This window comes from Comamonas sp. B-9, from assembly GCF_000410635.1.
GTDB lineage: Bacteria > Pseudomonadota > Gammaproteobacteria > Burkholderiales > Burkholderiaceae_C > Comamonas.
On the sequence record NZ_KE148644.1, the window covers coordinates 1,476 to 1,847 of the forward strand.

General features: G+C 69.1%; 2 pseudogenes. Both read right to left on the reverse strand.

Annotated features, from left to right (window positions below):
* Nucleotides 1–87 (reverse strand): annotated as a pseudogene (locus H928_RS31785) (conjugal transfer protein TrbF); the annotation flags it as partial.
* An 11-nt stretch (nucleotides 88–98) separates the two neighbouring features.
* Nucleotides 99–372 (reverse strand): annotated as a pseudogene (locus H928_RS32955) (P-type conjugative transfer protein TrbL); the annotation flags it as partial.

The following is a 372-nucleotide window of genomic DNA, read 5'->3' on the forward strand; positions in this document are numbered from 1 at the left end:
GTCGTCCCAGACCTGGGCGGCGGATTGGTACGGGGTGGCAGGCTGCGGCGTATCGGCGTAGCGCACCTGCGGTCGTTTGAATCGCATGGGAGTTCTCCTTATGAATCGGAATCACGAAGGCTTGGCCCCTGGCTGGAGCTGCCGCCGTCGCCGCCGCGCAGCGTGTGGGCGGCCGTGGTCGCGGCATGGGTGAGCTGCTGCCTGCGGTGCAGGCGCTTGGCCCAGGCAGGCTGTTCGTTGGATGGAGGCGCATCTGCGGCATCAGCGCCAGATGCCGGCGCCTCATCCGGCCGGAAGGCCGCTGCCACGCGCTCCTTCATCGAGCGTGCGCCGTCGGCTACCTTTTGCCCGGCGGTCTTGGCCACGTTGCCC